We start from the raw sequence: 23458 nt of genomic DNA, 5'->3' as shown, positions 1-23458 counted from the left end.
GAGACGATGAAAATTCTGGTTGTATGCGGTCACGGTCTGGGCACCAGCCTGATGATGGAAATGAGCATCAAGAGCATCCTGAAAGAGCTGGCGGTCACCGCCGAAGTGGATCACCGCGATCTCGCCTCGGCCGGTAGCGAAACCGCCGAAATCTTTATCGCCACCCGCGACATCGCCGAGCAGCTGCAATCCATGGGCGTCAATGGCCGACTGGTAAGCCTCGCCAACATGGTCGACAAGGTCGCCATGAAAGAGCAGCTCTCCACCGCCTTGCGCGAACTGGGTGCCCTCTAAGAATCCTCCATGCGGCCTGCGGGCCGCATCTTCCATTGCCAGGAGCTGACCATGGAATTTTTCAACTTTCTGATGTTTGATGTGCTGTCCGAGCCGGCCGTGCTGGTCGGCCTGATCGCGCTTATCGGCCTGATTGCCCAGAAGAAACCCGTGACCGAGTGCATCAAGGGCACGGTCAAGACCATCATGGGTTTCGTCATTCTGGGGGCCGGTGCCACCTTGGTGATCAACTCGCTGGGTGACTTCGCCGTCATCTTCCAGCACGCCTTCGGCATCAAGGGCGTTGTGCCCAACAACGAAGCCATCGTCTCCATCGCCCAGACCTCGTTTGGCAAGGAGATGGCGATGATCATGTTCTTCGCCATGCTGGTGAATATACTGATCGCCCGCCTCACCCCCTGGAAATTCATCTTCCTGACCGGTCACCACACCCTCTTCATGTCCATGATGGTGGCCGTAATCCTCTCTGCCGGTGGCATGAGCGGCGTGCCGCTGATCGCGGTGGGCAGTCTGGTGGTCGGTGTCGCCATGGTCTTCTTCCCGGCCATCGCCCACCCCTTCATGAAGCAGATCACCGGCTCCGATGACGTGGCGCTGGGTCACTTCTCCACCTGCTCCTACGTGCTCTCCGCCCTGATCGGTGCCAAGTTCGGCAACAAGGCCCACAGCTGTGAAGATGTGCAGGTGCCCAAGAGCCTGCTGTTCCTGCGCGACACCCCGGTGGCCATCTCCTTCACCATGGGCATCATCTTCCTGGTGACTGCCGCCTTCGCCGGCCCCGAGTTTGTCACCAGCGTCGCCAAGGGCAAGCACTGGTTCATGTTCTCCCTGATGCAATCCATCACCTTCGCGGCGGGCGTCTACGTGATCCTGCAGGGGGTGCGCATGGTCATCGCCGAGATAGTGCCGGCCTTCAAGGGGATCTCCGACAAGCTGGTGCCGAACGCCAAACCGGCGCTCGACTGCCCCATCGTCTTCCCCTACGCCCCCAATGCGGTGCTGATCGGCTTCCTGTCGAGCTTCACCGCCGGTCTGGCTGGCATGGTGCTGCTCTACCTGCTGGGGCTGACCGTCATCATCCCGGGCGTGGTGCCGCACTTCTTCGTCGGTGCAGCGGCCGGGGTCTTCGGCAACGCCACCGGTGGCCGTCGCGGCGCCATTCTGGGCTCCTTCGCCAACGGCCTGCTGCTGCTCACCATATTGCCGGTGTTCCTGCTGCCAGTGCTGGGGGATCTCGGTTTCGCCAACACCACCTTCAGCGACTCCGACTTCGGCGTGGTGGGCATACTGCTTGGCCTGATCGTGCGCTGACCAAGAGCCCCACGACAAACAAAAACGGAGCGCCATGCGCTCCGTTTTTTTATGTCCGTCTGCCCGGATTCAGTCGTTCTCCAGACTGGCGAGGCAGTGGGACAGGGTGCGTGCCAGCGCCCCCTGATTGCGCAGCACCACGGCGCGGGCCTGTTCGCCCATTTGACGGCGCTCGCCCCCGTCGGCCAGCAGCTCGCTCACCTTCTCCCCCAGCGCGGCGGCATCGGCCACCAGGGCCGCACCACCCTGAGCCACCAGCTGGCGGGTGATGTCGCTGAAGTTGAAGTAGGCGGGGCCAGTCAGACAAGGCTTGCCCAGCGCCGCCGGTTCCAGCAGGTTGTGCCCGCCCACCTTCACCAGACTGCCGCCGACGAAGGCCAGATCCGCCGCCGCCAGCATCAGCGGCAGCTCACCCATGGTATCGCCGAGATAGACCTTGTCCGTCTCGCGGATCGGGGTATCGCCGGTGCGCCGCACGCAGCCGTAGGGCGCGCACAGCTCGGCCACCCGATCGAACCGTTCGGGGTGGCGCGGCACCAGGATCAGCAGGGCCTGCGGGTGGCTGTGCAGCACCCGGTCAAACGCCGCCAGCACCTGCTCATCCTCCCCCTGATGGGTGCTGGCGGCGATCCAGACCGGCCTGTCCTGTCCCAGACGCTGGCGCAGGGCACGCCCCTTGGCCTGCACCTCGTCCCCCAGCTGGATGTCGAACTTGATGGAACCGGTCACCGCCAGCCGCTCGCGGCCTATGCCAAGTCGATGGAAACGGTCGGCATCGTCCTGATGCTGGCAGAGCAGATGGGTCAGCGGCCGGCTCAAGGCGTCGAACGCCCCCTGGAAGCGGGCATAGCGCTGGCAGGATCGCTCCGAGAGGCGGGCATTGATGATGGTCACCGGCAGGTGGCGCGCCTCGCAGGCCGCCAGCCAGTTCGGCCACAGCTCTGTCTCCATCACCCAGAGTGCGCGCGGCTTGATGCGCTTGAGGAAGGCGGCCACCGCCCAGGGGTAGTCGAGCGGCGCGTAGCGATGCACCACCAGATCGCCGAGTCTGGCCGCTTGCTCGGCGCCGGTGCGAGTGGTGGTGGTGAGCAGGATCGGCAGGTCCGGCCGCTCGGCCTTGAGGGCGCGAATGAAGGGGCTGATGGCCAGCGTCTCGCCGACACTCACCGCATGGATCCAGAGCGGCGCCTCCTGCCCGCTGGCGGGCGTCCGTCCCAGATGCTCGGCCCAGCGCGCACCGAAGCCGGGCTTGCCCTTCTTCGGCTTGTAGAGCGCCAGCAGCGCCAGCGGCAAGCCCAGGTGGATCAGCAGGTTGTAGAGCAGCCGATAGCCCATGCTATTTTGGCTCCGATCGCTTGCCCGGGTCGGAGACGAAGCGCGGTGGCTCGCCCACTTGCAGCACGATCGGCTGAGCCGGCGACTCGCCGCACTCCAGTCGCCTGCCCGCCTCTATCACCTGCTCCGGCATCAGCTCGATCAGGCACTTGAGGTGACCGAACTTGCAGGTGCGCTTGAAGCAGGGGCGGCACTCTATGTCGGTGTGGACGATCTCGACCCTGTCCGCCAGCGGCGGCGTGTAGAGCGGCGAGGTGGAGCCATAGACCCCGATCAGCGGCCGGTTGAGGGCGGCGGCTATGTGCATCAGGCCGGAATCGTTGGAGATGACCCGCCCGGCCAGCGCCATCAGGTCGATCGCCTCATACAGGCTGGTCTTGCCCGCCAGTACGTGGCAATTGGGGCGCGACAGGGGATTGATCCGGTCGCGAATGGTGTTGGCCACGGGCACATCCTTGCCGGAGCCGAAGATCCACACCTGCCAGCCCTCATCCAGGTGCTTCTGCGCCACCACGGCGTAGTGTCCTTCCGGCCAGCGCTTGGCCGGGCCGAACTCGGCCCCCGGGCAGAGCACCAGCACGGGGCGGGCACGATCCAGACCGAGCCGGTCCAGCGCCTTGCCCTGATTGATGAGATCGACATTGAGCGACGGATGGGGAATGACGGGAATGTCGGCCCGGCTCTTCATCTGCGCCTTGGGATAGGCCAGCGCCAGGTAGGCTTCCACCATCAGCGGGAAGGCGGACTTGTTGCTGCGCATGTCGTTGAGCAGGCCGAAGCGGTGCTCCCCCTTCCAGCCGGTGCGTACCGGGATCCTGGCAAACCAGGGGATCAACGCCGACTTCATGGAGTTGGGCTGTATGATGGCCTGATCGTACTTCTCCGCCGCCAGCTGCTTGCCGAGCCGACGACGGGCGCTCAGCTTGAAGTCGCCGTGGCCAAGCGGCATGGGGATGGCTTTGTCCACCTCGGGCATCCGCTCCAGCAGGGCGCCACACCAGGCGGGCGCCATCACATGCAACTCGCTGTCGGGGTGATTGGCCTTGATCGCCTTGTAGAGGCTCTGGGACATCACCATGTCGCCGACCCAGGAGGGGCCGATCACCAATATCTTCATCTCACGCATCTCTTGGGGCCAAGCCCTGCGGTTAATCGTTGCTGGCCGAGATTATGCCCCAAGAATGGCCCGAGAAATAACAGAAGATCCCCGCACCACCCGCTCTCATGCCAAAAAAGAAGCCATTTGAAACTGACGCACCATAGGCGCCGGAACCATGCCCCGCCTGCCGTTTTAGGCTAGAATGGGCGCCAATTCGAGCATGGCCCGCCAGCCGGGCGCCAACAAGAGCCCTTAATCCGTGAAAAAACCGACCCTGGCGGCCGTCCTGATCGTCAAGAATGAAGCCGAAAACCTGAGAGCCTGCCTCGCCTCCCTCGATGGCCTGGTGGACGAGATCGTCATCATGGACTCAGGCAGCCAGGACGAAACCCCTGCCATCGCCGCCGAATTCGGCGCCCGCTTCTTCGTCAACCCGGTATGGCCGGGCTTCGGTCGCCAGCGCCGCCTCGCCCAGTCCCATGTCCAGTCAGAGTGGGTGCTGTGGCTGGATGCCGACGAGCGGCTCACTCCCGAGCTGAAAGCGGCCATCGCCACCGTCATGGCCAACCCGGCCAGCGATACCATCTACTCGGTCCCGCGCCTCTCCTGGGTGTTTGGCCGCTTCATCCGTCACAGCGGCTGGTATCCGGATCGGGTGCTGCGCCTCTACCCCAAAGCGCTCACCAGCTACAACGAGGTGCTGGTGCACGAGAAGGTAGAGGTGCGTGCCAACATGAAGATCGTCAATATCCATGGCGACCTGCTCCACTTCACCTATCGGGATCTGGAGCACTATCTGGTGAAGTCCGCTGGCTATGCCAGGGCCTGGGCCGATCAGCGCACCGCCCGTGGCAAGAAGGGTTCCCTCAGCCAGGGGCTGGTGCATGCGCTGGGCTGCTTCCTCAAGATGTACCTGCTCAAGGCGGGCTTCCTCGATGGCAAGCAGGGACTCCTGCTGGCCATACTGTCGGCCCACTCCACCTTCGTGAAGTACGCCGACCTCTGGATCCGCCAGCAGCCGCAGGCGCCGGATCAGACCGGCCACTAATTGCGTAGCCGCTCAAACCAGCATGACGAGACAGGGCCCGAAAGGGCCCTGTTTGTATCTATCAGCTCTCGACCCGCCAGAAAGGCGGTGCCCAGCGGGCGATCGCCGCCGCCATTGTCTTGGGATCGAGCTGGCTCATGTCTTCCGGGTGATCGCTGTCTTCCGGCGGGCTGAACGCCAGGTGGCGCCCCTCGCTGTTGAGCGGACGCCAGCGCAGCGGGGTGGCAGAGCGGTGCGCCGGGAAGAAGCCTATGGTGGGCACATCCAGCGCCGCCGCAATGTGCAGCGGCCCCGTGCTGCCCGCCACGAACAGGGCGGCGTTGGCCATCACCTGACAGAACTTGGGCAGCCCCTCGTCGGAGCGGTAGATCCAGCCGTTGCCGCCGTGGGCCAGCAGCTCGGCCGCCAGCTGTTCGGCGATCTTCTCCTCCCCCGGCCCCGCCGTCAGTATGCACTGCAACTCGGGGCAGGCCTGATTGAGCTTGATGATGAGGCGGGCATACTGCTCGATGGAGAGGTTGTTGGCCGAGCCGCCGCTGCCGGCATGCACCATCAGCCAGGGGCGGCTGGCATCCAGCTTCAAGCGGGTGGCGACCTGCTCGCGCACCTGCTGCAGGCTCTGGGGATCGAAGCTGAGGTAAGGCGCCTGTGGTGTGACCACGCTCACCTGCTGGTCGGCGAGGAAGCGGCGCACCAGATCCAGGTTGTATTCGTACTCCGGCTTCTGGGAACGGGAGCGACGCTGGATCAGCCGCTGGTTGTAGAGCACCTGGGCCAGCTTGGTGGCAGGGGCCAGCCGGTAAGGGATGTGCGCCTTCCACACCAGCATGGCATTGCGAGAGTTGGAGAAGAGGCAGATGGAGGCATCGAAGGCGGCCGCCTTGATGCGCGCCTGCAAGGCACGTTGCTGTTCCTTGTCGGCCCGTGAACCCGGATCCAGGATGATCTCGTCGATCCAGGGACAGAGGCGGGCCAACGGCGCCGTATAGGCAGGAACCAGGGCAGTCACATGACACTCCATGGAGCGCTTGAGCATGGCAAAGCTCGGCCAGGCCAGCATGAAGTCACCAATCTTGTCATTGCGTACTACCAGAATACGTTTCATAAAAAATCCCTTTGCTCCCTGTCACCAATGCAAGGAGGCTTGATGCGCGGTGCGGGTATTCTTGCCTGATGCAGGGCTATTCTCAAGCGAAGACGCCAGGCGACAGCGATTTGAACGACCAAACTTAGCGCCTCGCCCCGGCACTCACCCCATCCCGGTCGCGACAAAACGCCAACAGACCCTATAATGCGACCAAATTCCCAGGTTGCAGGAATCAACAACATGACCAACAAGGTAATTTATCCCGGCACCTTCGACCCCATCACCAATGGCCACACCGACCTCATTGGCCGGGCCGCCAGACTGTTTGATGAAGTAGTGGTCGGCGTCGCCAACAGCCCGAGCAAGCGCCCGCTGTTCGATCTGGCAGAACGCGTCCTGCTTGCCCAGCAAGTGACCGCCCACCTGCCCAACGTCAAGGTGGTGGGCTTCTCCGGCCTGCTGGTGGATTTCGCCAAAGAGCAGCAGGCCAACGTGCTGATCCGCGGCCTGCGCGCCGTCTCCGACTTCGAGTACGAGTTCCAGCTGGCCAACATGAACCGCCGCCTGATGCCGGAGCTGGAGAGCGTCTTCCTCACCCCGGCGGAGGAGAACTCCTTCATCTCCTCGACCCTGGTGAAAGAGGTCGCCCTGCACGGTGGCGATATCCGCCAGTTTGTCGACCCGATCGTCGCCAAGGCGATTGCCGCCAAGCAAGGCAAGTGATCAAAAACAGGCTACCCGAGGGTAGCCTGTTTGCCACTGCAGCCTGCGCATCTCAACCTGCCAGACGCGGGCCCAGCTGTTGCTGACTCGCCAGGGTCAGCTGGTCAAGCCACTCGTAGCGGCGCCGGTACATGGCCCGCTTCTTGGAAGCTATCTCCTCCAGCGGTTTGCGCTGGGCAGGCTGCAACCGCACGAAGTTGTCATCCAGATCGATGGCGCCAAACTCCTGCCACAGCTCGTCATAGTCCGCCTGCAGACAGGCTTTCTTCTTCTTGCTATAGCGCCTGGCCTGATAGATGTGGGCCTTCATCCGTACCGCCGAGATATGCTCGGCCTCCATCGCTTCGGCCAGTTGCATCACCAGCATCACCACCAGCGACTTGGGCCTCAGACCGTGGCCCTCCTTGGTCAGCGCACGCACCTTGTCCTGCGCCTGCTCGATGCAGGGCTCCGGGCCCTGTACCGAGCCGATCACCACGGCCAGCCGCTTGGGTGTACCCGCCAACGAGAAGGCACAGCTGTAAAGCCGCTTGCCCTGCGGATCGACGATGGAGAGGGCCAGCTCGGCCTCGCGGCGGAAGGTACCGTCGTGACGCAATATGATGCGGCAGCCGCTCTCGGGATAGCGGCCAAGCTCGATGCCATCGCCCAGATAGAGCGGGTCGATCAGATCCGGGTAGCGGGCCAGCATCAGCCGGTAGTGGTTCTCCAGCATCTCGGCCCGCTCGGTCGCGGTGGAGCCGGCAAAGCGGTAGGGCCGCATCGGCTTGTCGAGCAGCTCGGGATAGTGGGCAGGCAGGGCCTTGAGGGGTTCGGCCTGAAACAGCTCGAATACCCGGCTCAGCTGCTGCCGATAGAGCAGGCTGCGCAGCACGAACTTGGCGCGATTGAAGGTCTTGCGGGCGCTGTCATCGGGATAGAGGAAACGGGCCATTTTTTGGGCACAATAGTGCCCCTGCCGGGATAAATGATCCCAGTCTATTGATTTAGCTGTCATTTTATTTTCTCAAACTGCCTGAACGGTCGAGATACTAGTGACGGGCGCGCAAATATTCAACAGACTGGAAATACTCTCTTACAACTTGGCCGTTTTTGGCCAAAATAACGGCCAATCAGCGCTGGCAGTGGGAGCAAAACACCGTGGTTCTCTGCCCCAGCCGGATTTCACTGAGCAGGGTGTGACAATGAAAACAGGGCTGGCCACCTCGCCCATAGACCTGCAACTGCTGCACGAAATAGCCAGGTTTGCCATCGGCGCTGGTGAAATCCTTGAGGGTGGTGCCACCCTGTTTGATGGCCTCGGCCAGTACCCGCTTGATCTCGGCTACCAGGGTGGCCAGTCGCTCGGCGCTGATGTTGCCCGCCGCCCGCTTGGGATGAATGCCGGCGGCATAGAGCGCCTCGTTGGCGTAGATGTTGCCCACCCCGACCACCACATGATTGTCCATCAGGAAGGTCTTGATGGGGGTGCTGCGCCCCTTGGCGCGCCCCTGCAGGTAGTCGGCGCTAAAGGCGTCGGTGAGCGGCTCCGGCCCCAGTTTGGCCAGCAGGGCGTGCGCCTCGGCCGGTTCACGGGTCCACAGCAGGGCACCGAAGCGGCGCGGATCGTTGAGCCGCAGCAGCTTGCCGTTGGCGAGCTCTATATCCACGTGGTCGTGTTTCTCGGCCGGGGTGCCGATATTCAGCACCCGCAGGCTGCCGGACATGCCCAGATGCAGGATGGCGGTGCCGAAGTCGGTCTCCAGCAGCAGGTACTTGGCGCGACGGCTGACCCTGTGGATGACGAGATCCACCAGCTCCTGGATTTCGCCCGACACCGGCCAGCGCAGCCGGCCATCCCGCACCACGACGCGAGTGACCTTGATGCCGGTGAGCCAGGGAGAGATGCCCTGGCGGCTGACTTCAACTTCCGGTAATTCAGGCATGGGGTCCTCTCGCTCGAAAATGGATTAGGGGGTGGGACGCAGCAGGCTGCGGTACTGCTCCTGACTCAGGCTGAGCCAGGTCGAAGGGGGCAGCAGGGCGGCAAACTTGCCGCGGTCCTGATAGAGCCCCACTTCAATCGGATCGCTCTGACCGGCGACCCAGATCTTGAGGGTGACCGGCGTGCCGCGCACGGCGCTACCCGGTGGCAACAACCACCCCTGCCAGCCTTCGATGCGAGCGGCCAGCTGGGCACTGCTGAGCCCCAGATCCGGCCCGCTGCGCCAGCCCTGACCGATGCGCTCGATCTGCCAGCTCGGCCCCTGCCAGGTAAGCACGACGGCGCTGTCCGGCAACAGGGGACGGGCGCGCTGGGCGCTGTTCTCCTGCTGGGCTATCTCCAGCCGGTGCAGCAGGGTGATCACCGCCAGCACGGCCACTATGATCACGTTATTCCAGCCTTTGCGGCTCAATCTGAACATGGCAAGCCTCCCTTCGAACCGGCAGTGTACTGAATTCCAGCCATAAAAAAACCCGGCACGAGGCCGGGTTTTTTGGGAATGCAGCATCAAGTAATTACTTGATTTTGCCTTCCTTGTAGATCACATGCTGACGAACAACGGGATCAAACTTTTTGATCTCCATTTTTTCGGGCATGGTGCGCTTGTTCTTGGTAGTGGTATAGAAGTGACCAGTACCGGCGCTGGAGTTCAGACGAATTTTCTCGCGAATACCTTTAGCCATGATCTAATTCCTTATACCTTAACACCGCTGGCGCGCAGTTCAGCCAGAACCACTTCAACGCCACGCTTGTCGATGATACGCATGCCTTTTGCGGATACGCGCAGACTTACGAAGCGTTTTTCACCCTCAACCCAAAAACGGTGAGTGTGCAGGTTCGGCAGGAAACGACGCTTGGTAGCGTTGTTAGCGTGCGAACGGTTGTTACCAACTGCCGGGCGCTTGCCGGTTACTTGGCATACTCTAGACATGTCAGTCTCTCCAAATCTTACTTCATTGCTCGAGCAAATATCTGCCCCGCTGGCCTTCGATTGCGGGGCAAACAGAAGGCGGCATTTTATACAGCATCCGTGATCAAAGATCAACTAATACAGTGCCAGAGCCAGTTACAACCAACCACGCTCTGCAAAAGAAACCGTGATGCCATCACCGATCACCAAGTGATCCAGCACTCTGATATCGATCAGGGCCAAGGCGGCCAAGATCCGATCCGTGATCTGGCGGTCGGCCCGACTGGGCTCGGCCACGCCGGACGGGTGATTATGCGCCAGAATCACGGCGGCTGCATTATGTTTGAGCGCGATCTGCACGATTTCTCTGGGCCAGACGCTCGCCGAGTCGAGGGTTCCGTAAAAAAGTTCAACGAATTGAATCACTCTGTGCTGGTTGTCTAGGAGCAACAAGGCGAACACTTCTCGCGGCCGATCCCGCAGCTGGGCCTGCAGATAATCCCGGGTCAACTGGGGCGAGGTGAGGGCATCGCCCCGCTGCAACTGCTCGGCCAGATGACGCTTGCCCATCTCCAGCACTGCCTGCAACTGGGCGTATTTGGCCGGACCCAGCCCATGAGCATCGCAGAAGGCCGACTGCTCGGCGCCGAGCAGTGCCCGCAAGGATCCGAACTGCTGCAACAGCTGGCGCGAGAGATCCACCGCGCTCAGCCCGTTGACGCCGGTGCGCAGGAAGATGGCCAGCAACTCGGCATCGGACAAGGCGCCGGGCCCCTGGCGCAATAGCTTCTCTCGGGGACGCTCATCCTCTGGCCATTCCTTGATGCTCATTTGTCTCTCCCTCATGCCTATTGAGAGAAAACATAGCAAAAAATCGCGGGAGCCCGACCACAAGTCCCCCATGTCAGCCTCTGTCGTCATCCCTTGCCTGTGGTATCTTAGCCGACCAGTCAGAGTGAGCCGGAAGAGAAGCAGCAGATGAGATTGGCCGATAAACGCATCCTGTTGGGTGTCAGTGGCGGGATCGCCGCCTACAAGAGTGCCGAACTGGTACGCCGCCTGAAAGATCAGGGAGCCGAGGTACGGGTGGTGATGACCCGCTCCGCCAAGGAGTTCATCACCCCGCTGACCCTGCAGGCCGTCTCCGGCCATCCGGTGGCAGACAGCCTGCTGGATCCCGCCGCCGAGGCGGGCATGGGCCACATCGAGCTGGCCAAGTGGGCGGATCTGGTACTGATCGCCCCGGCCAGCGCCAATCTGATGGCCCGCATGGCCGCCGGCATGGCCGACGAACTGCTCACCACCCTCTGTCTGGCGACACCGGCACCGGTGGCACTGGCCCCGGCCATGAACCAGCAGATGTATCTCAACGCCGCCACCCAGGCCAACCTTCAGACCCTGGCCGGTCGCGGCATCCTGCTGTGGGGGCCGGATTCAGGCAGCCAGGCCTGTGGCGACGTGGGCCCGGGCCGGATGCTGGATCCCCTCGAACTGGTAGAGCGTTGCTGCCAGCAACTGGCCGCCGAGCCGCTGCTGGCTGGCGTCAGGCTGCTGCTCACCGCAGGGCCGACCCGCGAGCCGCTGGATCCGGTGCGCTACATCAGCAACCACAGCTCCGGCAAGATGGGTTACGCCATCGCCCGCGCCGCCCGTGAGGCGGGTGCCGAGGTGACGCTGGTGAGCGGGCCGGTCGCCCTGCCGACACCGGGTGGAGTAGTACGAGTCGATGTGGAGAGCGCAGAGCAGATGCATCAGGCGGTGATGAGCCGGGTGGCCGACTGCGATCTCTTCATTGGCTGCGCCGCCGTGGCCGACTACCGCCCCGAGCAGGTCGCCAACCAGAAGATCAAGAAGACCGGCGACAACGACCAGATGGTGGTGAAGCTGGTCAAGAATCCCGACATCATAGCCGCCGTGGGGGCGCTGTCAGACAAGCCCTTCACCGTCGGATTTGCCGCCGAAACCGTGGATGTGGAACAATACGCCCTCGACAAACTGCAGCGTAAGCGGCTGGACATGATCGCCGCCAACGACGTGTCCCGCGCGGGCCAGGGCTTCAACGCCGATGACAACGCCCTGACCGTGTTCTGGCAAGGGGGTCAAGCCCCTCTGCCGCTGGCCGATAAGCTGACGCTGGCCCGTCACCTCATCGCCCTGATTGCGCGTCACTACCGGGGCTAGCACCCGGCCCGTCTGCCGGCACGCCCGGCAGGCGAACGATTCACGACGACACAGACTGCACTGGCCATGCTGGGCGTCCACACAAGCACTCATTGAAAAACGAACTATCCATGACAACACAAATTGAATTGAAGATTCTGGATGCCCGCATCGGCACCGACTACCCGCTGCCCGCCTATGCCACACCGGGCTCTGCCGGCATGGATCTGCGCGCCCTGCTGGATGCGCCCATCACGCTGGCACCGGGCGATACCACCCTGGTACCGACCGGTCTGGCCATCCACATCCAGGATCCCGGCCTGTGTGCCACCATTCTGCCCCGCTCCGGCCTCGGCCATAAGCACGGCATAGTGCTGGGCAACCTGGTGGGCCTCATCGATTCCGATTACCAGGGCCAGCTGATGGTCTCGGTCTGGAACCGTGGCAACGACAGCTTCACCATGCAGCCAGGCGAACGCATCGCCCAGCTGGTGATCATGCCGGTGGTTCAGGCCAGCTTCCAACTGGTCGATGAGTTCAATCAGAGTGAACGGGGTGAAGGCGGTTTTGGTTCTTCTGGTCGCCAATAACAGACCACACGGGCCCTTGGGCCTGTGCCTAATAATAGAATCAAGCCATTGTTTTTTTAGGGGAATCCATGGCAAGCAGTAATCAGAAACAGAGTCGGCGCGATCAGATCCTGCAAGCACTCGCCCATATGCTGGAGACCAGTCCTGGCCAGCGTATCACCACGGCACGTCTGGCGGCCGAGGTGGGTGTCTCTGAGGCAGCCCTCTATCGACATTTTCCCAGCAAGGCGCGGATGTTCGAGGGGCTGATCGACTTTATCGAGGATTCCCTGCTGTCACGGGTCAACCTGATCATGGCGGAAGAGAAGGACACCATGGCTCGCTGCCATCACATCCTTCAGCTGCTGCTGGTGTTCGCCGAGCGCAACCCCGGCATCACCCGCATCCTCAACGGCGACGCCCTGCTGGGCGAACACGATCGGCTGCGGGATCGCATCAGCATTCTGTTCGACAAGCTGGAGACCCAGATCAAGCAGGTACTGCGGGAAAAGCGGCTGCGGGAAGGCCAGGGATTCCAGCTCGACGAGACCATGCTGGCCAATCTGCTGCTGGCCTATACCGAGGGACGGATAAGCCAGTTTGTCCGTTCCGAGTTCAAACTCAAGCCCACCGCCGGCTTCGAGGATCAATGGCTGTTCATCCGCAGCCAGTTGCTGCAAAGCTGACCACTCAGCCCAGCGGCTATTCAGCCGCAATCATCAGCAACAACGCTGGTCCAGACGGGTTGGTGCAAACAGGGAGGCCTTGGCCTCCCTTGTTTTTTGTGGCAAAAAAGAGGGGATGAGCACCAGATGCGACCCGGATTGTCGCATTCCAGTGTTAGATTCATGCGTCATAAACCTTTACTGCCTGACAGGACATCCTATGGAACCCGAAATCATTACCGAAGCGCAGACCTGGCTGGTCAATAACCAGGGCCTGCTGATCGAGTATGCCGTCAACATCGCGGCCTCCCTGATCACCCTGCTGATCGGTTACATCGCCGCCAACCTCCTCAGCAGCGCAGTGGTCAAGGTAATGCAGGCCCGCAAGCTGGACATCACAGTCACCCATTTCGTCGGCAGCATCCTCAAGTACACCATTTTGGTGTTCGTGGTGATCGCCGCCCTGGGTCGGGTCGGGGTACAGACCGCCTCCTTCGTCGCCATCATAGGTGCCGCCGGTCTGGCCATTGGTCTGGCGCTGCAAGGCTCGCTCTCCAACTTCGCCGCCGGCTTCCTGCTGATCATCTTCCGCCCCATCAAGGCGGGCGAGTTCATCGAAGTGGCGGGCACTGCGGGTGTGGTGCAGTCCGTTCAGCTGTTTACCACCACCCTCACCTCGGGTGACAACAAGATGGTGGTGGTACCCAACTCCGCCATCCTCAACGGCACCATAGTCAACTACTCGCGCATGGATACCCGTCGCGTCGACATGACCTTCGGCATCGGCTATGGCTCGGACCTGCGCAAGGCCAAACAGATCCTGGAACGCCTGGTGAATGAAGAGCCGCGCATCCTGAAGGATCCGGCCGCTACCATAGCCGTCGCCGCCCTGGCCGACTCCTCGGTCAATATAGTGGTACGCCCCTGGGTCAAGACCGCCGATTACTGGGGTGTCTGGTTCGACTTTCACGAGAAGGTGAAGCTGACTTTCGACGCCGAAGGTGTCGAGATCCCCTTCCCGCAGATGGTCATGCACATGCAAAAACCCCAGGCCTGAACCCGGACCTGAGTGCCACCATGCCAGCCTTAGTGCTGGCATGGTCGTTTCTGGGCCTCATGTGCGCGCCACAGGCATAAAAAATCCGGCCACCGGGGCCGGAATTTGCTCAGCTGTCATCCTGGACCAGCACGCCCATCCATACAGGCGGCGGAACCCCTTACCCCAGCCGACGAGCGACCCGGTTGAGCAACGGCTGCACCAGCACATAGCCCCCCAGGACGGCGCCGATCACGGCCAGCACCCGAATCTCCAGGGTTGGCGCCGCACTGGTCAGCACCATGGTCAACAGGCCGATGAGGCCGGTGGCGATCAGGCTCAGGGCAAACAGGGATAAAACGTGTTTCATATCGATCTCCTCATTCCAGACAGTGGCCATCCCTGGGAGATCTCGTCCATTCGGCTCATATGCTAGCCAAGGCCTCATCCCGACAACTTGCGTTTGCTCATAAAATGAGCCGAAAGGCGGCTGTCAGATACCCCTTTGGCTGTAACACTAACTTGCCAGGCAGCAAGCCGCGGCCAGCCATAGATGAAAGCCCTTTCAACCCGCGCAAGCCGGGTGAAGTATGAGCAAACTCAAGATCCCCTGACCACGAGTGACTCATAATCGCAGCGTTTTGGTTGTAAACTCCTTCGATGGCAGACAATTGGTAAAGCTCTGTTACACGGGCCGCGCAATGAGCCCGGTATAATGGCCCGATAGAGTGCTCGAATAATAAGGTTTGGCGGGAGCCTTGCCTGCAAGGTTCAAACACAACTTGGAAGATCGGTAATCCTATGAAAAATATCAATCCAACCCAGACCCAGGCCTGGCAGGCGCTGGAAGCCCATTTTGCAGCTAACAAAGAGACTCGACTCAAGGATCTGTTCGCGCAGGACCCGAAGCGCTTCGACAAGTTCTCCCTCACCTTTGGCGGCGACATTCTGGTCGACTACTCCAAGAACCTGATCACCGAGGAAACCCTCAAGTTGCTGGTTGATCTGGCCAAAGAGACCGATCTTCGCAGCGCGATCGATGCCATGTTCAACGGTGACAAGATCAACATGACCGAGGGTCGCTCCGTACTGCACGTGGCCCTGCGCAACCGCTCCGACCGTCCCATCGAGTGCGATGGCAAGGACGTGATGCCGGAAGTGAACGCCGTGCTGGCCAAGATGAAGGGCTTCTGCGAGAAGATCATCTCCGGCGAGTGGAAAGGCTACACCGGCAAGGCGATCCAGCACGTGGTCAACATAGGTATCGGTGGCTCGGACCTCGGCCCTGTGATGATCACAGAGGCGCTACGCCCCTACAAAAACCACCTGCAGATGCACTTCGTCTCCAACGTCGATGGCACCCACATCGCCGAAACCCTGAAGAAGATCGATCCGGAAACCACCCTGTTCCTGGTGGCCTCCAAGACCTTCACCACTCAGGAGACCATGACCAACGCCCTGACCGCCCGCGACTGGTTCATCAAGATCGCCGGTGACAAGGCCCATGTTGCCAAGCACTTCGCTGCGCTCTCCACCAATGGCAAGGCCGTGGCCGAGTTCGGCATCGACACCAACAACATGTTCGAGTTCTGGGACTGGGTTGGCGGCCGCTACTCCTCCTGGTCTGCCATCGGCATGCCCATCGCCCTGTCCGTCGGTTTCGAGCACTTCGAAGCCCTGCTGCAAGGCGCCTTCGAGATGGACATGCACTTCGCCACTGCCTCCTATGAGCAGAACCTGCCTGTGCTGCTGGCGCTGATCGGCCTGTGGTACAACAACTTCCACGGTGCCGAGTCCGAAGCCATTCTGCCGTACGATCAGTACATGCACCGCTTCCCTGCCTATTTCCAGCAGGGCAACATGGAATCCAACGGCAAGCAGGTGGATCGCAACGGCAAGCCGGTTGACTACCAGACTGGCCCCATCATCTGGGGTGAGCCGGGCACCAACGGCCAGCACGCCTTCTACCAGCTGATCCACCAGGGCACCAAGCTGATCCCCTGTGACTTCCTGGCGCCGGCCATCAGCCACAACCCGATCGGCGATCACCATCCGAAACTGCTGGCCAACTTCTTCGCCCAGACCGAGGCACTGGCCTTCGGCAAGAGCAAGGAACAGGTCGAAGCCGAGTTCCTGGCTGCCGGCAAAACCCTGGAGCAGGTCAAGGATCTGGTGCCGTTCAAGGTGTTCGAAGGCAACCGCCCGACCAACAGCATACTGTTCAAGAGCCTGACCCCGAAGACGCTGGGTTCCCTGATCGCCATGTACGAGCACAAGATCTTCGTGCAGGGCGCCATCCTGAACATCTTCAGCTTCGATCAGTGGGGCGTGGAACTGGGCAAACAGCTGGCCAACAAGATACTGCCGGAGCTCAACACCGATGCGGCCGTCACCAGCCACGACGGCTCCACCAATGGCCTGATCAACACCTGGAAAGCGTGGAAAGCCTGATTTATCCGGCCTTTCTGAATGCAAAAGCCCCGCTCGATGAGCGGGGCTTTTTTATGGCGGGTCGGGCTGGTTTTTCTGGCTGGCCGGTCGGGTGTCCAGTCCGACCGGCGACGGGGATCGTCATCCCCGCCCCTTCATCATCCAGCTCGCTGCCGGCTTAACCGCCAACGGCGATACGCTTCATGTCCTTCATGTAGCCGCGCAGTACCTGACCGATCGCTTCGATGGGGTGGTTGCGAGTCGCCTCATTGGCCGCCAGCAGCGCCAGGTTATCAACGCTCTGCCCTTCCGCCTTGCTGGCACCCAGATCACCGGCCTTCAGAGTCGGCATGAAGTGCTCACGCAGCAAGGGCACGGCGGCGTTGGCGAACAGGTAGTTGCCGTACTCGGCGGTGTCGGAGATGACCACGTTCATCTCGTACAGACGCTTGCGAGCGACTGTGTTGGCGATCAGCGGCAGCTCGTGCAGGGATTCGTAGTAGGCGGACTCCTCGTAGATGCCGGAAGCCACCATGGTCTCGAACGCCAGCTCGACACCCGCCTTGACCATGGCCACCATCACAACGCCATTGTCGAAATACTCCTGCTCGGCAATCTTGCCCGCGAACGCCGGAGCGTTTTCGAAGGCGGACTTGCCGGTCTCTTCGCGCCAGCCGAACAGCTTGGCATCGTCTTCGGCCCAGTCGGCCATCATGCCGCGGGAGAACTCACCGGCGATGATGTCATCCATGTGCTTCTCGAACAGCGGGCGCATCAGGGTGCGCAGTTGCTCGGAGAGCTCGAAGGCGCGCAGCTTGGCCGGGTTGGAGAGCCTGTCCATCATCAGGCTGATGCCACCCTGCTTTAGGGCTTCGGTGATGGTCTCCCAACCGAACTGGATCAGCTTGCCGGCGTAGGCCGGGTCTGTCCCTTCGGCAACCAGCTTGTCGTAGCAGAGCAGAGAACCGGCCTGCAGCATGCCGCAGAGGATGGTCTGCTCGCCCATCAGGTCAGATTTCACTTCCGCAACGAAGGAGGATTCCAGTACGCCGGCACGGTCGCCACCGGTGGCAGAAGCCCACGCCTTGGCGATGGCCATGCCTTCACCCTTGGGATCGTTCTCCGGGTGTACCGCCAGCAGGGTCGGCACGCCGAAGCCGCGCTTGTACTCTTCACGCACCTCGGTACCCGGGCACTTGGGCGCCACCATGATGACCGTGATGTCGGCGCGGATCTGCTGACCCTCTTCCACCACGTTGAAGCCGTGGGAGTAGCCCAGCGCGGCGCCTTGTTTCATCAGCGGCATCACGGTTTTCACCACGTCGGAGTGCTGCTTGTCCGGGGTCAGGTTCAGCACCAGATCGGCGCTCGGGATCAGCTCTTCATAGGTACCGACCGCGAAGCCGTTGTCGGTGGCCTTCTGCCAGGAGGCACGTTTCTCGGTGATGGCGGCCTTGCGCAGGGCATAGGAGATATCCAGCCCGGAGTCGCGCATGTTCAAACCCTGGTTCAGACCCTGGGCACCACAGCCCACAATCACCACCTTCTTGCCCTTCAGCACGTCGCAACCGTCGGCGAATTCCGCCCGCTGCATGAAACGACACTTGCCCAGCTGGGCCAACTGCTGACGCAGGTTCAAGGTGTTGAAATAGTTAGCCATGGTGATTGCTCCGTTAGATTGATTCCATGCCGGATGACGGCGTTGTCTGAACCACTATAGCGCGGGACACTTATTGCCTGAACTGATATATTCGAAACAGTATGTTGCAAGAATTGAAAGATGATTCTTGGCAATCTCACCCTGTGTCATCCCAGATCGGCAAGCGCCGCTGCAGGAATTGAAAGATGGACCTTCGCAATCTCGAGCTGTTTCTCCACCTCGCCGACTCACTCCACTTCGGCAAGAGCGCCGATGCCATGGCGGTCAGCCCCTCCACCCTGAGCCGAGCCATCCAGCGACTGGAGCAGGAGACCGGCTGCGTGCTGTTCGATCGGGACAACCGCTCGGTGCGATTAACCCCCGCTGGCGAGAAGCTGCGGGAGTTCGGCGGCGGCCTGTTGCAGGAGTGGCGTCAGCTCAAGCAGGAGCTCAAACGCAGCGACGAACCGCTGCAAGGGCGGCTGCGGGTGTTCTGCTCGGTTACCGCCAGCTACTTTCTGCTGCCCGAGGTGCTGGAGCGCTTTCGTCGCCGCTATCCCCAGCTGGAGATCAAGCTGGAGACCGGCGACCCGGCGCTGGCGGTGGACAAGATCCTGACGGACGAGGCCGATCTCGCCATAGCCGCCCGCCCCGATGCCCTCTCGTCCAAGCTGGAGTTTGCCAGCCTGCAACAGGTGCCGTTGGTGTTCATCGCCCCACGCAACCCACCTCAACCCAACCAGTGGTTCTTGCAGGGAGAGCCCGACTGGGAGCGGCTGCCGCTGATCCTCTCCGAGCAGGGTCTGGCGCGAAAGCGCTGTGACCAGTGGTTTCGCAACAAGGGCATAGCCCCCAACATCTATGCCGAGGTGGCGGGCAACGAGGGCATAGTCGCCATGGTGGCGCTCGGTTTTGGCGTCGGGCTGGTGCCTGCCGCCGTGATCGATCACAGCCCCATGGGGGAGAAGGTACGCATCGTCGAACCCAGACCGGCGCTCAAGCCGTTCGATGTCGGCATCGCCGTGCTCAAGAAGCGGCTGGAAGAGCCGCTGATCCGCGCCTTCTGGGATACGGCGCGCGGCCAGGGGTCACTGCGCTGACGGGCTGACCGCGACCGGTGCATAAATGAGGGTCGGGTCGGCCATCATGGCGCGGCTGCTGGCGGGCAGATCCGGGTTATCCAACTCCAGCATGACCCGCTCATCCAGCTTCAACCGACGAATGGTACTGCCGAACCCCTCCTCAAAGACCCGATCGAAGGCACTCGATTGGCACGCCCGCTGCAATCCCAGCTCGATGCGTTGTGCCAGCTCGGGATATTTGGGCGAGACAAAAAACAGCAGCGCCAGCGGATAACGAAATACCAGATGAGGCTCTATGGCCAAATCCGGATGTGACTTGAGCTCATCTTCTATTTCGATGACGGAGCGCAGGAAGCAGTCGAAGCGCTGCTTGCGCAGCATGTTGAACAGGGCCTCATACAGGCTGCCGACCACGACCCTGAGACCATTCGTCTTGAGCAGGCGGGTATCGGGCCAGGATCTGTGCTGGCCTATGGTGAGCCCGGAGTGATGCCAGTCAGCCAAGGAGTGGATCCTGGCAAACCGCCCCTCATCTCCCTGCCGGATGAGGCAGACCCGCCAGCCCAGCAACCCCTTCGCCAGCGGAATATGGATAGGAAGCAGGGTACGTTCCCGCTCCTCATCGGGCGCGAATACCCCGATCTGCACCAGCTCGCCACCCTGCAACTCCTTGACGGCTCGTCCCTGCTCCATCGGCGGGCTGGCACTCAGGCGGTAGGGCCCGTATTCGGGCACGGTCAGATCGAGCGACAGCCGCAGCAAGCCTGCCACGGCCGGATTGGGATGATCCAGCAGCAGGTTCCAGGCTCGAATGTGCGACTCGGCAGCCAGAGCCCCCCCCGCAAAGAGTGCGATGCACCACAGCCAGACTCTGATCATGTACCTCGCCCCTCAGCGTTTCATGCACTCACTATAATGCGCGCGAGCCCGGTACTGAGCCCGGCCCCGCAGATGTGTGAGCCGTCTCGTGTCAAATCTGACAATGGTCATAACGAGATGGCGGTCACAGACTAGACTCTACGTTCAGCCTGAATGGAAGGAGCCTCGCCATGATGCGTCATCTGATCGAAATCAACAGTTCACAGCTGTTTGAAGAGTACCTGCAAAGCCTGGGCGTACCGCAGACCCCGCTGGATCGGGAGCAGGATATCTATCTGCAGGAACGCCATCTGGCGGCGGTGCGCCAGATCCAGGGCAAGATGAAGTTTTATCTGCGAGCCAGCGCCCTCACCAAACAGTGATCCGCAACCGGTCACAGAACAGGCAGTCAAAGCGTATTACACTGGCACCATCCGCCACCCACGGGAGTGCCCATGAAACCAAGCGGCCTGGATCGGCTCTTCAAACCCCAGTCAATTGCCGTCATCGGTGCCTCGACCAACCCGCAGAAAGCGGGTCATGTGGTGATCAGGCACCTGCTCGCAGGCCAGTTCAAGGGCCCCATACTGCCGGTCAGCCAGCACAACAAGGCCATCGCCGGCGTACTGGCCTATCCCGATATCAGCAGCCTGCCGCTCTCCCCCGATCTCGCCATCATATGCACCAAACGCGAACGGGTATTGCCACTCATCGAAGAGTTGGGCAAGAAAGGCACCGGAGCTGCCATCATACTGGCTGCCGACTTCTCCATGCCGGAGAGAGCGCAGCTCCAACAGCTGAGCCGCCAATACGACATTCGCCTGCTCGGCCCCAACAGCATGGGCATGCTGTTGCCGGGTCAGGGCATCAACGCCAGCTTTTCCCCCATCGCGGCCAAACCTGGCCAGGTGGCGTTTCTCTCCCAGTCAGCCGCCGTCAGCACCACCATCCTGGATTGGGCCAAGCAACATGAGCTGGGTTTCTCCGCCTTCATCTCCCTCGGCGATCACTGTGACATCGACTTCGGCCAGTTGCTGGATCAACTCTCCCGCGATGGCACCACTCGCGCCATTCTGCTCTACATGGACAAGCTGCACGACGCCCGCCACTTCCTCTCGGCAGCACGGGCAGCCTCACGCAACAAGCCCATCCTGGTGCTCAAGAGCGGTCGCCACGATCCGGCCAATGGCCTCGACAACGTCTACGATGCCGCCATTCGGCGCGCAGGCATGCTGCGGGTACGAGATACCCACGAGCTGTTTGCCGCGGTCGAGACCCTGAGCCACTCCCTGACCCTCAAGGGGGAAAGATTGGCCATCATCTCCAATGGCCGTGGACTGGCCAACATGGCAGTCGACGTGCTGCTGGAGCGGGGCGGCAAACTGGCCATGCCACCGCGGGACATCGGCAGTGATGCCGATATTGCCGCCTATCGGCAGGCGCTGGAGACCTTGCTGCAAGGGGATGAAGCCGACGCCATCCTGCTCATTCACGCCCCCTCCCTCACGGCACGCGGAGCCGAGCTGGCCCGCAGCCTGATCGCCTACGTCAAACAACATCCCAGGGCCAGGCGCTTCAATATCCTGACCAACTGGGCCGGAGAATACTCGGCGCAAGAGGGGCGTCGTCTGTTCAGCGAGGCCGGATTTCCGACCTATCGTACTCCGGAGAGCGCCGTCGCTGCCTTCATGCACATGGTGGAATACCGCCGCAACCAGAAGCAGCTGATGGAGACCCCTGCCTCCCTGCAGGGCGACAAGCTCAACGCCGAGCTGTGTCAGCAGTTGATCCGCCAAGCGCTGGAGCGCAAACAGCTCACGCTCGATACCCATCTGGTGCACCCCATACTGCAGGCCGCCGGGCTCTCTACGTTGCCGACCTGGATCGTCTCCGATGCCATCGAGGCCACTCTGACCGCAGAGCAGATCGGCTATCCGGTCGCGGTCAAACTGCGCTCACCGGATATTGCCCACAAGTCTGCGGTGCACGGCGTCATGCTGAACCTGCGTACCTCGGCCGAAGTCGCCCAGGCAGCGGATGCCATTCTCGACAGGGTGAGGCAACACGACCCGGGGGCGCGTATCGAGGGGTTGCTAGTACAACGGATGGCGCGCCGCAGCGGCGGGCTGGAGCTGAGGATCCGCCTGCAACAGGATCCTGTCTTCGGTCCCGTCATCCTGCTCGGCGAATCGGGGGCCGAGCCGCAGGAGATGGTGGCCGCACTTCCGCCGTTGAACCAGGCGCTGGCACGCTACCAGATCATAGGAGCCCTCAAGAGTCGCAAGATCCGCGAGCAGGCCACCCCCGAAAAACTCGATATCGATGCTCTCGGTCAGGTGCTGTGCCAGCTGTCGGAGCTGCTGCTGGCCTTCCCCGAGATCCAGGAGCTGGACCTGCATCCGCTGCAGGCATGTGGGGCCGAGATGGTCATTCTGGATGCCAGCCTGACGCTGATGCCTGTGGTGCAGGGACGCAATACACTGGCCATACGCCCCTATCCCACCGAACTGGAAGAGGGAGCCTGGCTCAAGGATCAGAGTCATGTTCTGCTGCGCCCGATCCGGCCGGAGGATGAACCCGCGCACAAGCAGTTTGTACTCAAGGTATCGGACGAAGACAGGTACAAGCGCTTCTTCGCCGACGTAGGGGAGCTAGGTCATGAAGAGCTGGCCCGCATGACCCAGATTGACTACGACCGGGAGATGGCCTTCGTGGCCATTGGGCAGGACGGGGCCTTCAGTCAGCAGATCCTCGGGGTGGTGCGGGCCATTTCCAACCCGGACCTGTCCGATGCGGAGTTTGCCATTCTGGTACGTTCCGACCTGAAAGGACTCGGGCTCGGCAAGCTGATGATGGAGAAGATAGTGCGCTACGCCAGAGAGCGCGGCATTGGCCAGCTATCGGGCATGACCATGCCCAGCAATCGCGGCATGATCAATCTGGCCAAGCGGCTTGGCTTCAAGATCGACATCCAGCTGGAAGATGGGGTGGTCAACATGGAGCTACCCTGTGCCAATCAGGGCCAATAAAGAAGGGAATCAGCTGTTTATCGCTTATAAATGGCTGATTTCTGGCAATAAAAAAGCCCGCTCATCTGAGCAGGCTTTCAATGTTGGGTGCCTGGCAGTGTCCTACTCTCGCATGGCGAATGCCACACTACCATCGGCGCTACCGCGTTTCACTTCTGAGTTCGGCATGGGATCAGGTGGTTCCACGGCGCTATGGCCG

24 protein-coding genes and 1 rRNA gene are annotated in these 23458 nt (G+C 61.6%); 12 read left to right on the top strand and 13 right to left on the bottom strand.

Annotated features, from left to right (window positions below):
• The first annotated feature begins 6 nt into the window (after positions 1 to 6).
• Both AACW87_RS11060 and AACW87_RS11055 read left to right on the top strand, forming a co-directional pair.
• The gene (locus tag AACW87_RS11060; protein ID WP_042657794.1) at positions 7 to 294 is read left to right on the top strand and encodes a PTS sugar transporter subunit IIB; all 288 of its coding nucleotides are present in this window, start codon (positions 7 to 9) and stop codon (positions 292 to 294) included.
• Between the two features lie 51 nt (positions 295 to 345).
• Complete coding sequence (locus AACW87_RS11055; RefSeq protein ID WP_241326738.1) at positions 346 to 1605, top strand: PTS ascorbate transporter subunit IIC; 1260 nt, start codon at positions 346 to 348, stop codon at positions 1603 to 1605.
• A 69-nt stretch (positions 1606 to 1674) separates the two neighbouring features.
• Here AACW87_RS11055 and waaA read toward each other — a convergent pair whose 3' ends face one another.
• Positions 1675 to 2940: a lipid IV(A) 3-deoxy-D-manno-octulosonic acid transferase gene (gene waaA, locus AACW87_RS11050; RefSeq protein ID WP_241326737.1), complete on the bottom strand. Its 1266-nt coding sequence runs from the start codon at positions 2938 to 2940 to the stop codon at positions 1675 to 1677.
• A 1-nt stretch (position 2941) separates the two neighbouring features.
• Entirely contained in the window at positions 2942 to 4057 is a 1116-nt protein-coding gene (gene waaF / locus AACW87_RS11045; RefSeq protein ID WP_103473000.1) for a lipopolysaccharide heptosyltransferase II, read from the bottom strand.
• A gap of 241 nt (positions 4058 to 4298) precedes the next feature.
• On the opposite strand from waaF, the gene AACW87_RS11040 reads away from it, so the two are divergent.
• Positions 4299 to 5087, top strand: a complete 789-nt coding sequence (locus tag AACW87_RS11040; protein WP_241326736.1) for a glycosyltransferase family 2 protein — start codon at positions 4299 to 4301, stop codon at positions 5085 to 5087.
• A gap of 61 nt (positions 5088 to 5148) precedes the next feature.
• Here the strand turns inward: AACW87_RS11040 and AACW87_RS11035 are convergent, their stop codons facing one another.
• Positions 5149 to 6192, bottom strand: a complete 1044-nt coding sequence (locus tag AACW87_RS11035; protein WP_241281018.1) for a glycosyltransferase family 9 protein — start codon at positions 6190 to 6192, stop codon at positions 5149 to 5151.
• Positions 6193 to 6414: 222 nt separating this feature from the next.
• Here AACW87_RS11035 and coaD point away from each other — a divergent pair, with 222 nt between their 5' ends.
• Entirely contained in the window at positions 6415 to 6897 is a 483-nt protein-coding gene (coaD, locus tag AACW87_RS11030) for a pantetheine-phosphate adenylyltransferase (RefSeq protein ID WP_043555919.1), read from the top strand.
• Between the two features lie 52 nt (positions 6898 to 6949).
• Here coaD and AACW87_RS11025 read toward each other — a convergent pair whose 3' ends face one another.
• The 6 genes from AACW87_RS11025 to radC all read right to left on the bottom strand — a co-directional run bounded on the left by AACW87_RS11025 (position 6950) and on the right by radC (position 10622).
• Complete coding sequence (locus AACW87_RS11025; RefSeq protein ID WP_043139617.1) at positions 6950 to 7831, bottom strand: VirK/YbjX family protein; 882 nt, start codon at positions 7829 to 7831, stop codon at positions 6950 to 6952.
• Positions 7832 to 8009: 178 nt separating this feature from the next.
• Positions 8010 to 8822 carry a bifunctional DNA-formamidopyrimidine glycosylase/DNA-(apurinic or apyrimidinic site) lyase gene (mutM, locus tag AACW87_RS11020; RefSeq protein WP_241326735.1) on the bottom strand — a complete coding sequence of 271 codons (813 nt, stop codon included), beginning with the start codon at positions 8820 to 8822 and terminating at the stop codon, positions 8010 to 8012.
• 24 nt (positions 8823 to 8846) lie between these two features.
• Positions 8847 to 9302, bottom strand: coding sequence for a hypothetical protein (locus tag AACW87_RS11015; RefSeq protein WP_241326734.1), 456 nt, complete (start codon positions 9300 to 9302; stop codon positions 8847 to 8849).
• Positions 9303 to 9396: 94 nt separating this feature from the next.
• Positions 9397 to 9564, bottom strand: coding sequence for a 50S ribosomal protein L33 (gene rpmG, locus AACW87_RS11010; RefSeq protein ID WP_005307500.1), 168 nt, complete (start codon positions 9562 to 9564; stop codon positions 9397 to 9399).
• 11 nt (positions 9565 to 9575) lie between these two features.
• The gene (gene rpmB / locus AACW87_RS11005; RefSeq protein ID WP_005321271.1) at positions 9576 to 9812 is read right to left on the bottom strand and encodes a 50S ribosomal protein L28; all 237 of its coding nucleotides are present in this window, start codon (positions 9810 to 9812) and stop codon (positions 9576 to 9578) included.
• A 135-nt stretch (positions 9813 to 9947) separates the two neighbouring features.
• Positions 9948 to 10622 carry a RadC family protein gene (radC, locus tag AACW87_RS11000; RefSeq protein WP_043139626.1) on the bottom strand — a complete coding sequence of 225 codons (675 nt, stop codon included), beginning with the start codon at positions 10620 to 10622 and terminating at the stop codon, positions 9948 to 9950.
• 147 nt (positions 10623 to 10769) lie between these two features.
• Here radC and coaBC point away from each other — a divergent pair, with 147 nt between their 5' ends.
• The 4 genes from coaBC to AACW87_RS10980 all read left to right on the top strand — a co-directional run bounded on the left by coaBC (position 10770) and on the right by AACW87_RS10980 (position 14242).
• Positions 10770 to 11972, top strand: coding sequence for a bifunctional phosphopantothenoylcysteine decarboxylase/phosphopantothenate--cysteine ligase CoaBC (coaBC, locus tag AACW87_RS10995; protein ID WP_241326733.1), 1203 nt, complete (start codon positions 10770 to 10772; stop codon positions 11970 to 11972).
• A 110-nt stretch (positions 11973 to 12082) separates the two neighbouring features.
• Positions 12083 to 12541 carry a dUTP diphosphatase gene (gene dut / locus AACW87_RS10990; RefSeq protein ID WP_043139630.1) on the top strand — a complete coding sequence of 153 codons (459 nt, stop codon included), beginning with the start codon at positions 12083 to 12085 and terminating at the stop codon, positions 12539 to 12541.
• A gap of 68 nt (positions 12542 to 12609) precedes the next feature.
• Positions 12610 to 13206 (top strand): nucleoid occlusion factor SlmA, encoded by a 597-nt coding sequence (slmA, locus tag AACW87_RS10985; protein WP_005321293.1) that lies wholly within the window; start codon positions 12610 to 12612, stop codon positions 13204 to 13206.
• A gap of 199 nt (positions 13207 to 13405) precedes the next feature.
• Entirely contained in the window at positions 13406 to 14242 is an 837-nt protein-coding gene (locus AACW87_RS10980; protein WP_042873341.1) for a mechanosensitive ion channel domain-containing protein, read from the top strand.
• A 160-nt stretch (positions 14243 to 14402) separates the two neighbouring features.
• Here the strand turns inward: AACW87_RS10980 and AACW87_RS10975 are convergent, their stop codons facing one another.
• On the bottom strand, positions 14403 to 14591 hold the full coding sequence (locus tag AACW87_RS10975; RefSeq protein ID WP_043139637.1) for a hypothetical protein: 189 nt from the start codon (positions 14589 to 14591) through the stop codon (positions 14403 to 14405).
• A gap of 431 nt (positions 14592 to 15022) precedes the next feature.
• On the opposite strand from AACW87_RS10975, the gene pgi reads away from it, so the two are divergent.
• Positions 15023 to 16672 (top strand): glucose-6-phosphate isomerase, encoded by a 1650-nt coding sequence (gene pgi, locus AACW87_RS10970; protein ID WP_098981100.1) that lies wholly within the window; start codon positions 15023 to 15025, stop codon positions 16670 to 16672.
• Between the two features lie 157 nt (positions 16673 to 16829).
• Here the strand turns inward: pgi and ilvC are convergent, their stop codons facing one another.
• Entirely contained in the window at positions 16830 to 18311 is a 1482-nt protein-coding gene (gene ilvC, locus AACW87_RS10965) for a ketol-acid reductoisomerase (protein WP_241326732.1), read from the bottom strand.
• A 185-nt stretch (positions 18312 to 18496) separates the two neighbouring features.
• Here ilvC and ilvY point away from each other — a divergent pair, with 185 nt between their 5' ends.
• Entirely contained in the window at positions 18497 to 19390 is an 894-nt protein-coding gene (gene ilvY / locus AACW87_RS10960; RefSeq protein WP_241326731.1) for an HTH-type transcriptional activator IlvY, read from the top strand.
• On the opposite strand, the gene AACW87_RS10955 is transcribed toward ilvY, so the two are convergent.
• The gene (locus tag AACW87_RS10955; protein WP_241326730.1) at positions 19379 to 20251 is read right to left on the bottom strand and encodes a hypothetical protein; all 873 of its coding nucleotides are present in this window, start codon (positions 20249 to 20251) and stop codon (positions 19379 to 19381) included. The two genes, ilvY and AACW87_RS10955, sit on opposite strands and share 12 nt — an antisense overlap.
• A gap of 170 nt (positions 20252 to 20421) precedes the next feature.
• Between AACW87_RS10955 and AACW87_RS10950 the strand changes: the two genes are divergently transcribed.
• Positions 20422 to 20613 carry a hypothetical protein gene (locus AACW87_RS10950; RefSeq protein WP_043139650.1) on the top strand — a complete coding sequence of 64 codons (192 nt, stop codon included), beginning with the start codon at positions 20422 to 20424 and terminating at the stop codon, positions 20611 to 20613.
• Positions 20614 to 20685: 72 nt separating this feature from the next.
• Entirely contained in the window at positions 20686 to 23259 is a 2574-nt protein-coding gene (locus AACW87_RS10945) for a bifunctional acetate--CoA ligase family protein/GNAT family N-acetyltransferase (RefSeq protein WP_241326729.1), read from the top strand.
• A gap of 89 nt (positions 23260 to 23348) precedes the next feature.
• Here AACW87_RS10945 and rrf read toward each other — a convergent pair.
• A 5S ribosomal RNA gene (gene rrf / locus AACW87_RS10940) occupies positions 23349 to 23458 on the bottom strand; the annotation flags it as partial.

The sequence above is a fragment of the Aeromonas sp. MR7 genome (assembly GCF_963899385.1).
Taxonomy (GTDB): domain Bacteria; phylum Pseudomonadota; class Gammaproteobacteria; order Enterobacterales; family Aeromonadaceae; genus Aeromonas; species Aeromonas bestiarum.
Note: the sequence above shows the minus strand (reverse complement) of the source record. Positions and strands in the feature narration are given on the sequence as shown.